This window comes from Ectopseudomonas khazarica (assembly GCF_017915135.1).
Lineage (GTDB): Bacteria > Pseudomonadota > Gammaproteobacteria > Pseudomonadales > Pseudomonadaceae > Aquipseudomonas > Aquipseudomonas khazarica.
On sequence record NZ_CP068551.1, the window covers coordinates 2,114,658 to 2,128,180 of the forward strand.

Annotated in this window: 10 protein-coding genes; 7 read left to right on the top strand and 3 right to left on the bottom strand. The window is 65.5% G+C overall.

The window, feature by feature from the left end; genetic code table 11:
• Positions 1–21: 21 nt before the first annotated feature.
• The 3 genes from mupP to JLK41_RS10015 form a co-directional block, all read right to left on the bottom strand.
• Positions 22–693, bottom strand: a complete 672-nt coding sequence (gene mupP, locus JLK41_RS10005) for an N-acetylmuramic acid 6-phosphate phosphatase MupP (protein ID WP_037054143.1) — start codon at positions 691–693, stop codon at positions 22–24.
• On the bottom strand, positions 693–1,391 hold the full coding sequence (gene ubiG / locus JLK41_RS10010; RefSeq protein WP_037054140.1) for a bifunctional 2-polyprenyl-6-hydroxyphenol methylase/3-demethylubiquinol 3-O-methyltransferase UbiG: 699 nt from the start codon (positions 1,389–1,391) through the stop codon (positions 693–695). The genes mupP and ubiG overlap by 1 nt, the downstream gene beginning before the upstream one ends.
• Positions 1,392–1,482: 91 nt before the next feature.
• Positions 1,483–2,823 (bottom strand): TRZ/ATZ family hydrolase, encoded by a 1,341-nt coding sequence (locus JLK41_RS10015; RefSeq protein WP_210390933.1) that lies wholly within the window; start codon positions 2,821–2,823, stop codon positions 1,483–1,485.
• 159 nt (positions 2,824–2,982) lie between these two features.
• Between JLK41_RS10015 and mtnA the strand changes: the two genes are divergently transcribed.
• From mtnA to cmk, 7 genes are all read left to right on the top strand, one after another.
• The gene (gene mtnA, locus JLK41_RS10020) at positions 2,983–4,059 is read left to right on the top strand and encodes an S-methyl-5-thioribose-1-phosphate isomerase (protein ID WP_134678183.1); all 1,077 of its coding nucleotides are present in this window, start codon (positions 2,983–2,985) and stop codon (positions 4,057–4,059) included.
• A 224-nt stretch (positions 4,060–4,283) separates the two neighbouring features.
• On the top strand, positions 4,284–7,055 hold the full coding sequence (gene gyrA, locus JLK41_RS10025; RefSeq protein WP_037054131.1) for a DNA gyrase subunit A: 2,772 nt from the start codon (positions 4,284–4,286) through the stop codon (positions 7,053–7,055).
• Positions 7,056–7,174: 119 nt separating this feature from the next.
• Complete coding sequence (gene serC, locus JLK41_RS10030) at positions 7,175–8,260, top strand: 3-phosphoserine/phosphohydroxythreonine transaminase (protein WP_210390934.1); 1,086 nt, start codon at positions 7,175–7,177, stop codon at positions 8,258–8,260.
• A gap of 1 nt (position 8,261) precedes the next feature.
• Positions 8,262–9,356: a prephenate dehydratase gene (pheA, locus tag JLK41_RS10035; protein WP_037054127.1), complete on the top strand. Its 1,095-nt coding sequence runs from the start codon at positions 8,262–8,264 to the stop codon at positions 9,354–9,356.
• 87 nt (positions 9,357–9,443) lie between these two features.
• Complete coding sequence (hisC, locus tag JLK41_RS10040) at positions 9,444–10,553, top strand: histidinol-phosphate transaminase (protein WP_134678181.1); 1,110 nt, start codon at positions 9,444–9,446, stop codon at positions 10,551–10,553.
• A complete protein-coding gene (locus JLK41_RS10045; RefSeq protein WP_210390935.1) occupies positions 10,550–12,790 on the top strand; it encodes a bifunctional prephenate dehydrogenase/3-phosphoshikimate 1-carboxyvinyltransferase in 2,241 nt (746 codons plus the stop codon). Before hisC ends, JLK41_RS10045 begins: the two co-directional genes overlap by 4 nt.
• Positions 12,787–13,452 (top strand): (d)CMP kinase, encoded by a 666-nt coding sequence (cmk, locus tag JLK41_RS10050; RefSeq protein ID WP_037054123.1) that lies wholly within the window; start codon positions 12,787–12,789, stop codon positions 13,450–13,452. The genes JLK41_RS10045 and cmk overlap by 4 nt, the downstream gene beginning before the upstream one ends.
• The last annotated feature ends 71 nt before the right edge of the window (positions 13,453–13,523 follow it).

Here is a 13,523-nt window from a genome sequence, read left to right on the forward strand (position 1 = left end):
GTGGCGCGTGCGGCTGCTGCGTCAGCAGCCGCACAGGGCGCGGTCGAGCACCGCGCGCAGTTCCTGCGGGTGGTCGACCACGACGTCGGCCCCCCAGTTGCGCGGGTTGTCTTCGGGGTGGATATAGCCGTAGGTCACGGCGGCGGTCCGGCAGCCGGCGGCGCGACCCGACTCGATGTCGCGGGCGTCGTCGCCGATGAACAGCACTTCCTCGGGCTTGACGTTCATCTGCTGGCAGGCGAGCAGCAGCATGTCCGGGGCCGGCTTGCTCTGCTTGACGTGATCCGGGCAGACCAGCACCGCCGAACGCTCGGCGAGATTCAGGCGTTGCATGATCGGCTCGGCGTAGCGCACCGGCTTGTTGGTGGCGACGCCCCACTGCAGGCGGGCCAGCTCGATGTCGCCGAGCAGTGCCTCGATGCCGTCGAACGGGCGCGTCAGGACCGCGCAGTGTTCCTGGTAGCGCTCGAGAAACTCCTGGCGCAGGGTCTCGAAGGCCGCGGAATCCGGGTCCTCGTCGAAGGCGCAGGCGACCATGGCGCGAGCACCGCCGGAAACCTGGTCACGAATGGCCTTGTCCGCCAGCGGCGGCAGGCCACGAGCGGCGCGCATGGCCTGGGTGATGGCGATGAAGTCCGGCGCCGAATCGAGGAGGGTGCCGTCCATGTCGAACAGAACTGCGCGCAAACGCATCAGTCTTTCCTCAGCGTCTGGATCATGTAGTTGACGTCGACATCCGCTTCCAGCTTGTAGTGCTTGGTCAGCGGGTTGTAGGTCAGGCCGATGATGTCCTTGACCTCGAGGCCCGCCGCGCGGCTCCAGGCGCCGAGCTCGGAGGGGCGGATGAACTTCTTGAAGTCGTGGGTGCCGCGTGGCAGCAGGCGCAGGATGTACTCGGCGCCGATGACGGCGAACAGGTAGGCCTTGGGGTTGCGGTTGATGGTGGAGAAGAACACCTGGCCGCCCGGCTTGACCAGCTTGTGGCAGGCGCGGATCACCGAGGAGGGGTCCGGCACGTGCTCGAGCATCTCCAGGCAGGTGACCACGTCGAACTGGCCGGGCATCTCCTCGGCCATGGCTTCGGCGGTGATCTGCCGGTATTCGACCTCGACGCCAGACTCCAGCTGGTGCAGCTGGGCGACGGAGAGCGGGGCTTCGCCCATGTCGATGCCGGTGACCGTCGCGCCGCGCTGGGCCATGGCCTCGCTGAGGATGCCACCGCCGCAACCGACGTCCAGCACGCGCTTGCCGGCCAGGCTGACGCGTTCATCGATCCAGTTGACCCGCAGCGGGTTGATGTCGTGCAGGGGTTTGAACTCGCTCTCGCGGTCCCACCAGCGGTGTGCCAGGGCCTCGAATTTGGCGATTTCGGCGCGGTCGACGTTGCTCATAAGCATCTCTTTCAAAGCATGGAAAGCGTATCGCCGTCATGTTGCCAGTTTAAGTCCTGGCGTGGGGCGGCGCGGGTTCGTTCAATGTATGTCAGTTTGTCGCAGGTTCGGGCGAGCCTCTGCCGATTTTCCTGCCCCAGTCCCTGGCCCTGGCGATCAGTTCGCGCTCGTCCATGCGGGTCAGGCGGCCCTCGTCCAGCAATTGCTTGCCGCCCACCCAGAGGTGTTTCACGCAGTCGCGAGCGCTGGCGTAGACAAGCTGCGATACCGGGTCGTAGACCGGTTGCTGGGCCAGGCCGGAGAGGTCGAAGGCGACGAGGTCGGCCAGCTTGCCGGTTTCCAGCGAGCCGACCTGGGCGTCCAGGCCGAGGGCGCGGGCGCCGTTGAGCGTGGCCATGCGCAGCGCGCTGTGGGCGTTCAGGGCCGTGGCCGAGCCCGATACGGCCTTGGCCAGCAGGGCGGCGGTGCGCGTTTCACCGAGCAGGTCCAGGTCGTTGTTGCTGGCGGCGCCGTCGGTGCCGATGGCGACGTTGACGCCGGCCTGCCACAGGCGCTCGACCGGGCAGAAGCCGCTGGCCAGCTTGAGGTTGGACTCCGGGCAATGGACGATGCTGCAGTTGTGCTCGACCAGCAGGGCCAGGTCGTCGTCGTCGATCTGGGTCATGTGCACGGCCTGGAAGCGCGGGCCGAGCAGGCCCAGGCGGGCCAGGCGGGCCAGGGGGCGCTCGCCGTGCTTGGCGACGGCCTCGGCCACTTCCTGGGCGGTTTCATGCGCATGCATGTGAATGCCGGCATCCAGCTCGTCGGCCAGCATGCGCACCTGTTCGAGCTTGTCGTCACTGACCGTGTAGGGTGCGTGCGGGCCGAAGGCGATGCGGATGCGCGGGTGCTGCTTGAGGTCGTCGAACAGTTGCAGGCCCTTGCGCAGCGCCTCGGCGGCGTTGAGCGCGCCGGGGACGGGGAAGTCCAGCACGGGTACGGTGATCTGCGCGCGTACGCCCGCCTTGTGCACGCACTCGACGGCCGTCTGCGGGTAGAAGTACATGTCGGAGAAGCAGCTGATGCCGCCCTTGATCTGTTCGGCGATGGCCAGGTCGGTGCCGTCGCGGACGAAGGCCTCGTCGACCCATTTGCCCTCGGCCGGCCAGATGTGCTCGTGCAGCCAGGTCATCAGCGGCAGGTCGTCGGCGATGCCGCGCAGCAGGGTCATCGCCGCATGGCCGTGGGCGTTGATCAGGCCGGGGGCGAGCAGGCAGTCCGGCAGTTCGCGCACCTCGCTGGCGGGATGGCGCAGGGCTTCGGCGCGCGGGGCGATCAGCACGATGTGCCCGTCGCGAATGCCCAGGCCGTGCTCGCGCAGCACCACGCCAGCCGGCTCCACGGGCACCAGCCAGGTCGGCAGGAGCAGAAGGTCGAGAGGGGCTTGGGGCATGGGAGCGTGTCCGTCTGGCTTGAAGGCTGCATGGAAGGCCGCCAGTGTATAGATGAACGCGCGTTGCTTGAAGTCGCCGGGGCTGCTGGATTGTTCGGTTGGCGCCTGCTTCTCTGCGTATAATCCGCGATTTTTTGATGGTTAAGGGTGGGGTGCGCGATGCGCGAGCAATTGCTGGCGGTGGAGAAGGTCCAGGCGATCGAGTGGCGCGATGGTGCGCTTTATCTGCTCGACCAGCGCCTGTTGCCGCATCGGCAGACCTGGTTGCGCTACGACTCCGCGGCAGCGGTGGCGGATGCGATTCGCGACATGGTGGTGCGCGGTGCGCCGGCGATCGGGATCGCGGCGGCCTATGGCCTGGTGCTGGCGGCGCGCTCCAGGCTGCAGGCGGGCGGTGACTGGCGCGCTGCACTGGAGGTCGACTTCGCTCGCCTGGAACAGTCGCGTCCTACTGCGGTGAACCTGTCCTGGGCCCTGCAGCGCATGCGCGAGCGCCTGGCGCGGCTCAAGGATGACGAGCAGGCGCTGCAGCAGCTGGAGGCCGAGGCGATCGGCATTCACGCCAGTGACCGTGAGGCCAACCTGACCATGGCGCAGCTCGGCATGGAGCTGATTCGCAAGCACCAGGGCAATCCGCAGGTGCTGCTGACCCATTGCAATGCCGGGGCGCTGGCCACCGGCGGTTTTGGCACCGCGCTCGGGGTCATCCGCGCTGCGCACCTGGAAGGGCTGGTCGAGCATGTCTACGTCGACGAGACCCGTCCCTGGTTGCAGGGCGCGCGCCTGACCGCTTGGGAGCTGGCCGGCGACGGCGTGCCGGTCAGTCTCAACGCCGATGCGGCGGCCGCGCACCTGATGAAGACCAAGGGCATCACCTGGGTGATAGTCGGCGCCGATCGCATCACTGCCAATGGCGACGTGGCCAACAAGATCGGGACCTATCAGCTGGCGGTCAACGCCATGCACCATGGCGTGCGGCTGATGGTGGTGGCACCCAGTTCGACCATCGACATGAACCTGGAAAGCGGCGAGGACATCCTGCTCGAGGAGCGCGATGGGCGTGAGCTGCTGGACGTTGCCGGGCACCGGATGGCAGCGGATGTGCATGCGGTCAATCCGGTGTTCGACGTGACGCCAGCTGACCTGGTCGACTACATCGTGACCGAAAAAGGCGTGGTCGAGCGCCCGGACAGCGCGAAGATGACGCAACTGATGTGCCGCAAGCGCCTGCACTAAGTGCGCCGCGCACTCCCTGTCGCGGGGTAGGTGTGCGGCACGCTTTGTGGTAATCTCCGGCAGTTTTCAGGGGGGCTGGTCACAGCCGCCTTCACTGCATCGAATCGTGACATAACTCGTTGATTTGTCGTGAGTCGCTGATGGCTCGAAGCTATCGCGACGTGCTCCATGGCGTTCAGGAAGAATGACGCGGAGTTTCACCAGAAAAAGGAACCAGGCTTCTCATGGGCGAACTGGCCAAAGAAATCCTCCCGGTCAATATCGAAGACGAGCTGAAACAGTCCTACCTCGACTACGCGATGAGCGTGATCGTCGGGCGTGCGCTGCCGGATGCGCGCGATGGCTTGAAGCCCGTCCACCGTCGTGTGCTGTACGCCATGAGCGAACTGGGCAACGACTGGAACAAGCCCTACAAGAAATCCGCCCGTGTGGTCGGTGACGTGATCGGTAAATACCACCCGCACGGCGACACTGCGGTGTACGACACCATCGTGCGGATGGCGCAGGACTTCTCCCTGCGTTACCTGCTGGTCGACGGTCAGGGCAACTTCGGTTCGGTGGACGGCGACAACGCCGCCGCCATGCGTTACACCGAAGTGCGCATGACCAAGCTGGCCCACGAGCTGCTGGCCGACCTGGACAAGGAAACCGTGGACTGGGTGCCGAACTACGACGGCACCGAGCAGATTCCGGCGGTGATGCCGACCAAGGTGCCGAACCTGCTGGTCAACGGCTCGTCGGGTATCGCCGTGGGCATGGCCACCAACATCCCGCCGCACAACCTCACCGAGGTGATCGATGGCTGCCTGGCGCTGATCGACAACGCCGAGCTGACCGTCGATGACCTGATGCAGTACATCCCGGGCCCGGACTTCCCCACTGCCGGCATCATCAACGGCCGTGCCGGGATCATCGAGGCCTACCGTACCGGTCGCGGGCGCATCTACATCCGTGCCCGCGTCGAGGTCGAGGACATCGACAAGTCCGGCAACCGCCAGCAGCTGGTGGTCACCGAGCTGCCGTACCAGCTGAACAAGGCGCGTCTGATCGAGAAGATCGCCGAGCTGGTCAAGGAGAAGAAGATCGAAGGCATCACCGAGCTGCGTGACGAGTCCGACAAGGACGGCATGCGCGTGGTGATCGAGCTGCGTCGTGGCGAAGTGCCGGACGTGGTGCTGAACAACCTTTACGCCCAGACCCAGATGCAGAGCGTGTTCGGTATCAACGTGGTGGCGCTGGTCGACGGTCAGCCGAAGACCATGAACCTCAAGGACATGCTCGAGGTGTTCGTCCGTCACCGCCGTGAAGTGGTGACCCGTCGGACCGTCTACGAGCTGCGCAAGGCCCGCGAGCGTGGCCACATCCTCGAAGGCCAGGCCGTGGCGCTGTCCAACATCGATCCGGTGATCGAGCTGATCAAGGCGTCGCCGACGCCGGCCGAGGCCAAGGAGCGTCTGCTTGCCACGGCCTGGGAATCCAGCGCGGTGGAAGCCATGGTCGAGCGCGCCGGCGCCGACTCCTGCCGCCCGGAAGGGCTGGACGAGCAATACGGTCTGCGTGACGGCAAGTACTACCTGTCGCCGGAACAGGCACAGGCCATTCTGGAGCTGCGTCTGCACCGCCTGACCGGCCTGGAGCACGAGAAGCTGCTGGCCGAGTACCAGGAAATTCTCGCCCTGATCGGTGAGCTGATCCGTATCCTGACCAGCCCCGAGCGCCTGATGGAAGTCATCCGCGAGGAGCTGGAGAAGGTCAAGGCCGAGTTCGGTGATGCCCGTCGTACCGAGATCATCGCCTCGCGTCAGGACCTGACCATCGCCGACCTGATCACCGAGGAAGAGCGCGTCGTCACCATCTCCCATGGCGGTTATGCCAAGAGCCAGCCGCTGGCGGCCTACGAGGCCCAGCGCCGTGGCGGCAAGGGCAAGTCGGCCACCGGGGTGAAGGACGAGGACTACGTCGAGCACCTGCTGGTCGCCAACAGCCATGCCACCCTGCTGCTGTTCTCCAGCAAGGGCAAGGTGTACTGGCTGCGCACGTTCGAGATCCCCGAGGCGTCGCGCACCGCGCGCGGCCGTCCGCTGGTCAACCTGCTGCCGCTGGACGAGGGTGAGCGCATCACCGCCATGCTGCAGATCGACCTCGAGGCCCTGCAGCAGAGCGCCGGTGCCGATGAGGACCTGGACGAAGAAGGCGTGGTGATCGAAGGCGAAGCCGTCGAAGTCGCCGAGGTCGAGGAAGTCGAGGAAGTCGAGGGCGAAACCCCCGAGCTGGTCGCCGAGCCGACGGGCGCCTACATCTTCATGGCCACCGCCTTCGGTACCGTGAAGAAGACGCCGCTGGTGCAGTTCAGCCGTCCGCGCAGCGCCGGCCTGATCGCACTGCGCCTGGAAGAGGGTGACACCCTGATCGCCGCCGCGATCACCGATGGCGCCAAGGAAGTCATGCTGTTCTCCGACGCTGGCAAGGTGCTGCGTTTCGCCGAAAGCAAGGTACGCACCATGGGTCGTACTGCGCGCGGTGTGCGTGGCATGCGCCTGGGCAAGGATCAGGAGCTGATCTCCATGCTCATTCCCGAGTCCGGTGCGCAGATCCTCACGGCATCCGAGCGCGGCTTCGGCAAGCGCACCGGCCTGGGCAAGTTCCCGCGTCGTGGCCGTGGTGGCCAGGGCGTCATCGGCATGGTGACCAGCGAGCGCAACGGCAAGCTGGTCGGTGCCATCCAGGTGCAGGACGGCGAGGAAATCATGCTGATCTCCGACCAGGGCACGCTGGTGCGTACCCGCGTCGACGAAGTCTCCAGCTCGGGTCGTAACACCCAGGGCGTGACGCTGATCAAGCTGGCCAAGGATGAAACCCTGGTCGGTCTGGAGCGTGTGCAGGAGCCTACGCCGGTCGAGGACGACGAACTGCTCGAAGGTGAGGAGGGCGTCGAGGTCGCCGAAGAAGGCGCCGAGGCACCGGTCACCGACGCCGAGGAAGGCAGCGAGGAATAAATACGCGCCTCGTGGGAGGGGCTTCAGCCGCGACTGTCGCCGCTGAAGCCCCTCCCACAGATCGCAGGTTCAGGTCATAGGATGGGGTGAACCCATCGAAATGAATTGAGAGAAGAGAAGTGAGCAAGCGAGCTTTTAACTTCTGCGCCGGCCCGGCCGCGCTGCCGACCGCTGTACTGCAACGTGCCCAGGCCGAAATGCTCGACTGGCAGGGCCAGGGCCTGTCGGTCATGGAGATGAGTCACCGTAGCGAGGAGTACGTGGCCATCGCCAGCCAGGCCGAACAGGACCTGCGCGATCTGCTCGCTGTGCCCAGTGATTACAAGGTGCTGTTCCTGCAGGGCGGTGCCAGCCAGCAGTTCGCCGAGATCCCGCTGAACCTGCTGCCGGAAGACGGCGTGGCGGATTACGTCGAGACCGGTATCTGGTCGAAGAAGGCCATCGAAGAGGCGCGTCGCTATGGCGCCATCAATGTCGCCGCCAGCGCCAAGGCGCACGACTATTTCGCCATTCCCGGGCAGAACGACTGGCAGCTGTCGAAAGATGCCGCCTACGTGCATTACTGCAGCAACGAAACCATCGGCGGCCTGCAGTTCGACTGGATTCCGCAGGTGGGCGACACGCCCCTGGTGGCGGACATGTCCTCGGACATCCTCTCGCGTCCGCTGGATGTCTCGCAGTTCGGCCTGATCTACGCCGGTGCGCAGAAGAACATCGGCCCCAGCGGCCTGGTGGTGGTGATCGTCCGCGAAGACCTGCTCGGCCGCGCTCGTTCGAGCTGCCCGACCATGCTCGACTACAAGGTCTCGGCGGACAACGGCTCGATGTACAACACCCCGGCGACCTATTCCTGGTACCTCTCCGGCCTGGTGTTCCAGTGGCTGAAGGAGCAGGGCGGCGTCGAGGCCATGGAGCGCATCAACCGCGCCAAGAAAGACCTGCTGTACAAGACCATCGACGACAGCGACTTCTACAGCAACCCGGTCGCGCACAATGCGCGTTCCTGGATGAACGTGCCGTTCCGTCTGGCCGACGAGAAGCTGGACAAGGTGTTCCTGGCCGGCGCCGACGAGCGTGGCCTGCTCAACCTCAAGGGGCACCGCTCGGTGGGGGGCATGCGTGCCTCCATCTACAACGCCGTCGGCCTGGATGCGGTCGAGGCGCTGGTGGCCTACATGGTCGAGTTCGAGAAGGAGCATGGCTGACATGTCCGAGCAGGAACTGCAGGCGCTGCGGGTTCGCATCGACAATCTGGACGAGCGTATCCTCGAGCTGATCAGCGACCGTGCGCGCTGCGCCGAAGAAGTCGCGCGGGTGAAGATGAAGGAGCTGAAGGAGGGCGAGTCGCCCGTCTTCTACCGTCCCGAGCGTGAAGCTCAGGTGCTCAAGCGCGTGATGGAACGCAACCAGGGGCCGTTGGGCAACGAGGAGATGGCGCGGCTGTTCCGCGAAATCATGTCCTCCTGTCTGGCCCTGGAGAACCCGCTGAAAGTCGCCTACCTCGGCCCGGAAGGCACCTTCAGCCAGGCGGCGGCGATGAAGCACTTCGGCCATGCGGTGGTCAGCGTGCCGATGGCCGCCATCGACGAGGTGTTCCGCGAGGTCGCCGCCGGCGCGGTGAACTTCGGCGTGGTGCCGGTGGAGAACTCCACCGAAGGGGCGATCAACCACACGCTGGACAGCTTTCTCGAACACGACATGGTCATCTGCGGTGAGGTGGAGCTGCGCATTCACCACCACCTGCTGGTGGGCGAGACCACCAAGACCGACAAGATCACCCGTATCTATTCCCATGCCCAGTCGCTGGCGCAGTGCCGCAAGTGGCTGGATGCGCATTACCCCAACGTCGAGCGCGTGGCGGTTTCCAGCAATGCCGATGCGGCCAAGCGCGTGAAGAGCGAGTGGAACAGCGCGGCCATCGCCGGTGACATGGCTGCCAACCTGTATGGCCTGACCAAGCTGGCCGAGAAGATCGAGGATCGCCCGGACAACTCCACGCGCTTCCTCATCATCGGCAGCCAGGAAGTGCCGCCGACCGGCGACGACAAGACGTCGATCATCGTCTCCATGCGCAACAAGCCGGGTGCCTTGCACGAGCTGCTGGTGCCGTTCCATAACAACGGCATCGACCTGACCCGCATCGAGACCCGTCCGTCGCGCAGCGGCAAGTGGACCTATGTGTTCTTCATCGACTTCATCGGCCACCATCGCGATCCGCTGATCAAGGACGTGCTGGAAAAACTGGCTCAGGAGGCCGTGGCGCTGAAGGTGCTGGGTTCCTATCCGAAGGCGGTACTTTAAACTGCAGCCACAAGCTGCGAGCCACAGGCTGCAAGTGAGCGGCGCTCTGGCTCCTGGCTTGTGGCTTAGAGCTTGAGGCTTGCAGCTATGACTTGTGATTTCCTGACCCTGGCCCAGCCAGGCGTGCAGAAGCTTTCCCCCTACGTGCCAGGCAAGCCGGTCGATGAGCTGGCCCGCGAGTTGGGGCTCGATCCGGCCGGTATCGTCAAGCTGGCCAGCAACGAGAACCCGCTGGGCCCCAGCGACAAGGTGCTGGCGGCGATTCGTGCCGAACTGGATGAGCTGACCCGCTATCCGGATGGCAACGGTTTCACCCTCAAGGCTGCCCTGGCCAGCCGCTACGCCGTCGATGCGGCGCAGGTCACCCTGGGCAATGGTTCCAACGACATCCTTGAGCTGGTCGCTCGCGCCTACCTGGCGCCGGGCCTCAATGCCGTGTTCAGCGACTACGCCTTCGCCGTGTACCCCATTGCCACCCAGGCTGTCGGTGCCCAGGGCAAGATCGTGCCGGCCCGGGACTACGGTCACGACCTGGACGCGATGCTCGCTGCGATCGACGACGACACCCGCGTCGTGTTCATCGCCAACCCCAACAACCCGACCGGTACCTGGTTCGGCCCCGAGGCGCTGGAAGCCTTCCTGGCCAAGGTGCCGGAGTCGGTACTGGTGGTGCTGGACGAGGCCTACATCGAGTACGCCGAGGGTGATGAGCTGCCGGATGGTCTGGACTACCTGGCGCGTTATCCCAATCTGCTGGTCTCGCGTACCTTCTCCAAGGCTTATGGCCTGGCGTCGCTGCGAGTTGGCTACGCGATCAGCTCGCCGGCCATCGCCGACGTGCTCAACCGGGTGCGGCAGCCGTTCAACGTCAACAGCCTGGCGCTGGCCGCCGCCTGCGCGGCCCTGGCCGATAGCGACTACCTGGCCGAGAGCCGTCGTCTCAATGACGCCGGCATGCAGCAGCTGGAAGACGGCTTGCGCGCCCTGGGGCTCGGCTGGATTCCGTCCAAGGGCAACTTCATTGCCGTCGACTTCGGGCGCGACACGGCCGCGATCAACCAGGCGCTGCTGCGCGAAGGGGTGATCGTGCGGCCGATGGCGGGCTACCGCATGCCGAACTTCCTGCGCGTTTCCATCGGTTTGCCGAGGGAGAATGCGCGCTTCCTCGAGGCGCTGGCCAAGGTGCTCTCGGCGTGACTGTAACGGCCGTGCAATCGAATGCCCCTAAGATCGGCCGCCTCGTGGTGGTGGGCCTCGGGTTGATCGGTGGCTCCTTCGCCAAGGGGCTGCGTGAGCGTGGCCTGTGTCGCGAAGTGGTGGGTGTCGACCTGGATGCCGAGTCGCGGCGACTGGCCGTGCAGCTGGGGGTGGTCGATCACTGCGAGTCTGACCTGGCCACCGCCTGTCAGGGTGCCGATGTCATCCAGCTGGCAGTGCCTATCCTGGCCATGGAGAAGCTGCTCGCCGAGCTGGCGAAGCTCGATCTCGGCACGGCGGTTCTGACCGATGTCGGCAGTGCCAAGGGCAATGTCGTGCGTGCCGCGCGCCTGGCCTTCGCCGGCAAGCACGTGCGCCTGGTGCCCGGGCACCCGATCGCCGGTTCCGAGCAGAGCGGGGTGGAGGCTGCCAACGCCGGCTTGTTCCGCCGGCACAAGGTCATCCTCACGCCTTGCGAGCACAGCGATGAGTCAGCCGTGGCACTGGTCGAGAGCCTGTGGCGCGAGCTGGGGGCGGCTGTCGAGGTGATGGAGGTGGAGCATCATGATCAGGTGCTCGCCGCGACCAGTCATCTCCCGCATCTGCTGGCTTTCACCCTGGTCGACTCGCTGGCCAAGCGCAGCGAGAACCTGGAGATTTTCCGTTACGCCGCTGGTGGTTTCCGCGATTTCACGCGGATCGCCGGCAGTGATCCGGTGATGTGGCACGATATCTTCCTCGCCAATCGCGAGGCCGTGCTGCGTACGCTGGACACGTTTCGCGACGACCTCGACGCCCTGCGCGACGCGGTCGACGCTGGGGATGGGCATCAACTGCTGGGCGTGTTCACCCGCGCCCGTGTGGCCCGCGAACATTTCAGCAAAATTCTGGCCCGCAGGGCCTATGTGGACGCTATGCACTCGACCGATCTGATTTTCCTGGCAAAACCCGGTAGCTCACTGGCCGGCCGTATTCGCGTACCCGGTGACAAATCCATCTCGCATCGTTCGATCATGCTGGGTTCGCTGGCCGAAGGCACGACCGAGGTCGAAGGTTTCCTCGAGGGTGAAGATGCCCTGGCTACCCTGCAGGCATTTCGCGACATGGGCGTGGTCATCGAAGGCCCGCATCATGGCCGCGTGACCATCCATGGTGTCGGGCTCAATGGCCTGAAGGCGCCGGCCGGCCCGCTGTACATGGGTAACTCCGGTACCTCCATGCGCCTGCTCTCGGGGCTGCTGGCCGCGCAGCCGTTCGATACCACCCTGACCGGCGATGCCTCGCTGTCCAAGCGCCCGATGAATCGCGTGGCCAAGCCGCTGCGGGAAATGGGCGCGGTGATCGAGACTGCTCCGGAAGGTCGTCCGCCGCTGACCATCAAGGGTGGCCAGCGCCTGACCGGCATGGCGTACGAGATGCCGATGGCCAGTGCCCAGGTCAAATCCTGCCTGCTGCTGGCCGGCCTGTACGCCGCTGGCAGCACCTCGGTGACCGAGCCGGCGCCGACTCGCGACCACACCGAGCGCATGCTGCGCGGCTTCGGCTATCCCGTCAGCGTCGAGGGCGCCACGGCGTGCGTCGAGTCCGGGCACAAGCTCAGTGCGACCCGTATCGAGGTGCCCGCCGACATTTCCTCGGCGGCCTTCTTCCTGGTCGCTGCCAGCATCGCCGAGGGTTCCGAGCTGGTGCTCGAGCATGTGGGCATCAACCCGACCCGCACCGGTGTGATCGACATCCTCAAGCTGATGGGCGGCGACATCAACCTGGAGAACCAGCGTGAAGTCGGCGGCGAGCCGGTTGCGGACATCCGTGTACGCGCGGCCAGGCTCAAGGGCATCGATATCCCGGAAGACCTGGTGCCGCTGGCCATCGACGAGTTCCCCGTACTGTTCGTGGCTGCTGCCTGCGCCGAAGGCCGCACCGTGCTGCGCGGCGCCGAAGAGCTGCGGGTCAAGGAGTCCGACCGTATCCAGGTCATGGCCGATGGCCTGGTTGCGCTGGGCGTCAAGGCCGAGCCGACCCCGGACGGTATCGTCATCGAAGGCGGCGCCATCGGTGGTGGTGAGGTCTGGGCGCATGGCGATCACCGCATCGCCATGTCCTTCAGCGTCGCCTCGCTGCGCGCCAGCGCGCCGATCCGCATTCACGACTGCGCCAACGTCGCCACTTCCTTCCCCAACTTCCTCGCCCTGGCGGCCGAAGTGGGCATCAACGTGGCAGAAGAGGGCAAGGCATGAGCGCCCCGGTCATCACCGTCGACGGGCCGAGCGGCTCGGGCAAGGGCACGCTCTGCGCGCTGCTGGCCAAGCAGCTGGGCTGGAACCTGCTCGACTCCGGCGCCCTGTATCGCCTGTTGGCCTTCGCCGCCGGTAATCACGGCATCGACCTGACCAACGAGGAAGCGCTCAAGCAACTGGCGGCGCATCTGGATGTGCAGTTCATCGACAAGCGCATCATTCTCGAAGGCGAGGAAGTCACCGACGCCATCCGCAACGAACAGGTGGGGGCGGGCGCTTCCATGGTCGCCTCGCTGCCGGCGGTGCGTGAAGCGCTGCTGCAGCGTCAGCGCGCGTTCCAGGAAATGCCGGGCCTGGTCGCCGATGGCCGCGACATGGGAACGGTGGTGTTCACCGAGGCGCCGCTGAAGGTTTTTCTCACGGCCAGCGCCGAGGAGCGTGCTCGCCGCCGCTACCTGCAGTTGAAGGCCAAGGGCGATGATGTTAATCTCGCGAGTCTTCTCGATGAGATTCGGGCACGCGATGAGCGCGATACCCAGCGCGCAGTGGCACCGCTGAAGCCTGCCGCAGACGCAATCCTGCTGGATTCGACCGAGCTTTCCATCGAGCAAGTGCTAGAACGAATTCTGCGTGAGGTCGCTGAGCGCGATCTCGCCGGGTAAGAGCTCCGGCTGTCCTAAGTCGGAAAGCTCGCAAGGAGGCATGCGGGAGACCAGTCCTTGTCCCGCAGGCC

What these genes read in the sequence shown, in the direction of transcription:
- mupP (WP_037054143.1), bottom strand. Translation starts at nt 693, where the DNA reads ATGCGTTTGCGCGCAGTTCTGTTCGACATGGACGGCACCCTCCTCGAT.
- ubiG (WP_037054140.1), bottom strand. Translation starts at nt 1,391, where the DNA reads ATGAGCAACGTCGACCGCGCCGAAATCGCCAAATTCGAGGCCCTGGCA.
- JLK41_RS10015 (WP_210390933.1), bottom strand. Translation starts at nt 2,823, where the DNA reads ATGCCCCAAGCCCCTCTCGACCTTCTGCTCCTGCCGACCTGGCTGGTG.
- mtnA (WP_134678183.1), top strand. Translation starts at nt 2,983, where the DNA reads ATGCGCGAGCAATTGCTGGCGGTGGAGAAGGTCCAGGCGATCGAGTGG.
- gyrA (WP_037054131.1), top strand. Translation starts at nt 4,284, where the DNA reads ATGGGCGAACTGGCCAAAGAAATCCTCCCGGTCAATATCGAAGACGAG.
- pheA (WP_037054127.1), top strand. Translation starts at nt 8,262, where the DNA reads ATGTCCGAGCAGGAACTGCAGGCGCTGCGGGTTCGCATCGACAATCTG.
- hisC (WP_134678181.1), top strand. Translation starts at nt 9,444, where the DNA reads ATGACTTGTGATTTCCTGACCCTGGCCCAGCCAGGCGTGCAGAAGCTT.
- cmk (WP_037054123.1), top strand. Translation starts at nt 12,787, where the DNA reads ATGAGCGCCCCGGTCATCACCGTCGACGGGCCGAGCGGCTCGGGCAAG.